This window comes from Streptomyces sp. NPDC059524 (genome assembly GCF_042749255.1).
GTDB classification, from domain to species: domain Bacteria; phylum Actinomycetota; class Actinomycetes; order Streptomycetales; family Streptomycetaceae; genus Streptomyces; species Streptomyces xanthii.
The window spans coordinates 1-3,452 of the sequence record NZ_JBHYTK010000292.1; the positions used below are offsets into that span (position 1 = coordinate 1).

4 protein-coding genes are annotated in these 3,452 nt (G+C 72.7%); 1 reads left to right on the top strand and 3 read right to left on the bottom strand.

The genetic code is table 11. From position 1 onward, the window contains the following. Window positions 1–58: 58 nt before the first annotated feature. The 3 genes from ACFW9D_RS38145 to ACFW9D_RS38155 are packed head-to-tail and all read right to left on the bottom strand — an operon-like array spanning window position 59 to window position 2,250. Window positions 59–955 carry an NmrA/HSCARG family protein gene (locus tag ACFW9D_RS38145; RefSeq protein ID WP_384630057.1) on the bottom strand — a complete coding sequence of 299 codons (897 nt, stop codon included), beginning with the start codon at window positions 953–955 and terminating at the stop codon, window positions 59–61. Next, complete coding sequence (locus ACFW9D_RS38150) at window positions 952–1,812, bottom strand: SDR family oxidoreductase (RefSeq protein WP_384630059.1); 861 nt, start codon at window positions 1,810–1,812, stop codon at window positions 952–954. Before ACFW9D_RS38150 ends, ACFW9D_RS38145 begins: the two co-directional genes overlap by 4 nt. Window positions 1,813–1,815: 3 nt before the next feature. Beyond that, complete coding sequence (locus tag ACFW9D_RS38155; RefSeq protein ID WP_384630061.1) at window positions 1,816–2,250, bottom strand: SnoaL/DnrD family polyketide biosynthesis methyl ester cyclase; 435 nt, start codon at window positions 2,248–2,250, stop codon at window positions 1,816–1,818. A gap of 207 nt (window positions 2,251–2,457) precedes the next feature. Between ACFW9D_RS38155 and ACFW9D_RS38160 the strand changes: the two genes are divergently transcribed. Then, window positions 2,458–3,330: a class I SAM-dependent methyltransferase gene (locus ACFW9D_RS38160; RefSeq protein WP_384630062.1), complete on the top strand. Its 873-nt coding sequence runs from the start codon at window positions 2,458–2,460 to the stop codon at window positions 3,328–3,330. Window positions 3,331–3,452: the final 122 nt, after the last annotated feature.

Consider the following 3,452-nt stretch of genomic DNA (forward strand, 5'->3'; position numbering starts at 1 on the left):
GCCCCCGGCGGGCCGCGGGGGGGGGGGCGCCCCCCCCGGCGGACGGTCGGGGTCCCGCTCACGCGGACAGGTCGAGGTCCTTCAGGAACGCCTCGAAGGACTTGAGCCCCGGGTGCGCCGCGCGCAGGGCGGGGATGTCGGCCTGGTAGCCGTGATCCTGGAACCACTCGAACATGAGGGCGATCTCGGGCGCGTTGGGGATGTACGGGTTCGACGCGACCATGTCCAGGGGGAGTTCCTGGAAGCGGGCCGGGGTGCCCGTGCGGGCGGCGAAGGCCTCGGCGACCTCGGCGGCGGTGAGTTCGTCGCCGGCGATCTCCAGTTTCCTCCCGAGGTACTCCCCCGGCCGGTCGAAGGCCTCGGCGGCGAACCAGCCGATGTCCTCGACCGCGATGTACTGCACGCGGGTGTCCGGCTTGAGGGCCAGTGCCACGACGCGGGTGCCGTCGACGACCTCCGGAAGGTGGTCGGCGAAGTTGTCCATGAAGAACGTCGGGCGCAGGACGGTGCTGGGGACGCCGAGTTCGTCGAGGTAGCGCTCGATGTGCCGCTTGGAGTCGAAGTGCGGTACGCCGCTGTGGCGGTCGGCGCCGCCCACCGAGCTGTAGACGACGTGTGCGACGCCGGTGTCCCGGGCGGCGCGGGCGACCGCGCGGCCCTGGCGGACCTCGCCGCCGAGGCCGGCCTTCGTCATGAAGTTCTGCACGCTGAAGACGCCGTGCACGCCGTCCATCGCGGCGCGCAGCGACGCCTCGTCGTCGAGGTCCCCCTGGACCGGCGTCGCGCCGAGGGCGGCGAGTTCGCGGGCCGCGGGGGCGTCGGGCGTACGGACGAGGGCGTGGACGGCGCGGCCCCGGGACAGCAGGGCGCGGGCGGTGGCGCCGCCCTGGGCTCCGGTGGCGCCGATGACCAGGACCGGTCCGTCGTCGTGCACGATGCTGCCAGTCTCGCTCATGCCGTCTCCTCGGCTCCTGGGGCGAACAGCGACGCGTTCGCCACGGCCCACGCACGGTAGGGGCGGGGGTCACGGCCGGTCAGCTCGCGCACCGCCGGGCTCACCTTCGACCACGGCACGTCGGGGCTGTGCAGGGCGGCCACGTTGGTCTGCGCGGCCGGGCGGTCACCGGTGATCCCGGTGAACACGTCGACGACCTCTTCCTGCGGGGCCACCGAGAACTCCAGGTCGCGGCCCAGGACGTCGCCCAGGATCCGTGCCTGCTCCTCGGAGGTGAGGACCTCGGGGCCGGTGAGCAGGTACGACCTGCCCTCGTGTCCCTCGCCGGTCAGTGCCACGACGGCCGCCGAGGCGATGTCGTACTCGTCGATCGGCGCTCCGGGGTTGTTGCCGATCCAGTCGCGGACGCGGCTCTCCTCGCGGACCGTCCTGATCCACCAGGAGGTGTTCGCGTGGAAGGGGCCCGGGCGCAGGAACGTGCAGCCCGCGCCGGACGCCTCCAGTGCCTCCTCGGCGGCGCGGTGCTCGTCCGCGATGCCGTGCGGCAGCGGATGCTCGACACCGCCCGAGGAGAGGAGGACGAGCCGGGGCAGTCCGGCCGCCTTCGCGGCGGCCGCGAAGGTGACGGCCTCCCCCGCGACGTCGCCGGACAGGATCACCAGGGCGGCTTCGACATCCTTGAGCGCGACGGCCAGTGCGTCCGCGTCGCCGGGGCTGCCGGCCACCACCTCGACGGCCTCCGGCAGATTCGCCTCGGCCGGTTTCCTGCTCAGGGCCCGTACGTCCTTGCCGAGCGCCACGAGCTGCTCGACGGCCTCGCGGCCGACCTTGCCGGTCGCTCCGGTCACCAGGATCATGGCTCAGTCCCTCCAGCCCTCGGGCCGGGGCCACGGCGAGCCCAGCTGACGGTAGGTGCCCTGGTAGTCCGGCCAGTCCCGGTGGTCGCGGATCTTGCCGTCGACGAAGCGGATCAGGTGGATCTGCTCGCCGGAGAACTCGCGCCCGGTGGCCGGCATGCCGACGAGGTCGCCGACGTGGGTGCCGTACAGGACGAGGTTCGCGCGCACCCACTCGCCGTTCTCCTCCAGCGACACCTCGACGAGGCGGGCCTGCTCGGAGAAGGTCATCCGCAGCCACTTGACGGCCATCGCGAAGGAGTCCGGACCGCGCAGGTCCATGTGCTCCATGGTGGCCGGGTTGAGGTACTCGGGGTGGATGTAGTCGGCGACATCGTCCGTCTTTCCGGTGTTGTACGCGTCTATCATCCGGCGCACAGCGTCGAACTGGCTGCTCATGGGCTTCCTTCCACGGCTTTTTCCCACGGTCCGTCGGGCATCGGTTCGCATCTTCCAGGGCTCGCACGGCCGGGGGAAGGAGCGTCCAACGGGCCCCGACCGCACGTCAGTTGGTCCTCCAGCGGCCCTGCAGCGGCGCTGGGGCACGGCCTCCCACGATGGGTTCGGACAGTCGTCCGTGAAGCCCCGCAGAACCCGGGAGACGTAGTGACCACCGAGACCGCGACCGCGACGTACAAGACGAAAGTCACCGCTGCCTTCAACGGGGCCGCGGCGACCTACGACCGGCTGGACGTCGAGTTCTTCACACCGATGGGCAGCCGGCTCGTCGAACGGGCGCGGCCGCGGCCCGGCGAGCGGGTGCTCGACGTCGGCTGCGGGCTCGGTGCCACTCTGCTGCCCGCCGCCCGGCTGATCGGCGACGAGGGCAGCGCGCTCGGCATCGACATCGCCGCGGCCATGATCGAGGAGGCCGGCAAGGAGGCGGAGCGCCAGGGCATCACGAACGTCGAGGTCCGGGTCATGGACGGCGAGTACCCGGACCTGCCGGCGCGCTCCTTCGACCTGGTCCTCGGCAGCTACAGCGTCATTTTCCTGCCCGACGCCCGTGCCGCGCTGGCCCGTTACGCGGACCTGCTGGCCGACGGGGGCCGGATCGGCTTCACCAGCCCCGTGTTCACCAAGGACACCTTCCCGTTCCTTCCGCCGCTGTTCACCGACCTCATCCCGATGTCGCTGCTGGAGCACCTCCCCGAGGCCTGGCACCCGGAGAACCTGCACCGGCAGCTGCACTCCTGGCTGGAGGACCCCGCGGACCTGACGGCCGCCCTGGAGAAGGCGGGCTTCACCGACGTCGAGATCCACGACGAACCGGTCGTCCAGACCGCGCCGTCCGGCGAGGCCTGGGTCACCTGGTCGCACACGCAGGGCATGCGCCTGCTGTGGCAGCACCTGCCCGAGGCGGAGGCCGCCGCGCTGCGCGAGCGCATCATCACCGCCCTGGACGCGCTGCGCGGCGAGGACGGCCGGGTCCGTTTCGAGGTCCCGGTCCGGTACGTGACCGCGCGCGTGGCCCGCTGAGGGTCCTCACCCGGGACGCGCGAAGGGGGGCGGGGGGCGGCCCCGCGTGGGCGGGGGGGGCCCCCCCGGGCGCGCGAGCGGGACGGGCGCGGGGGGCGGCTCTGGACCAGACAGCCGCACCC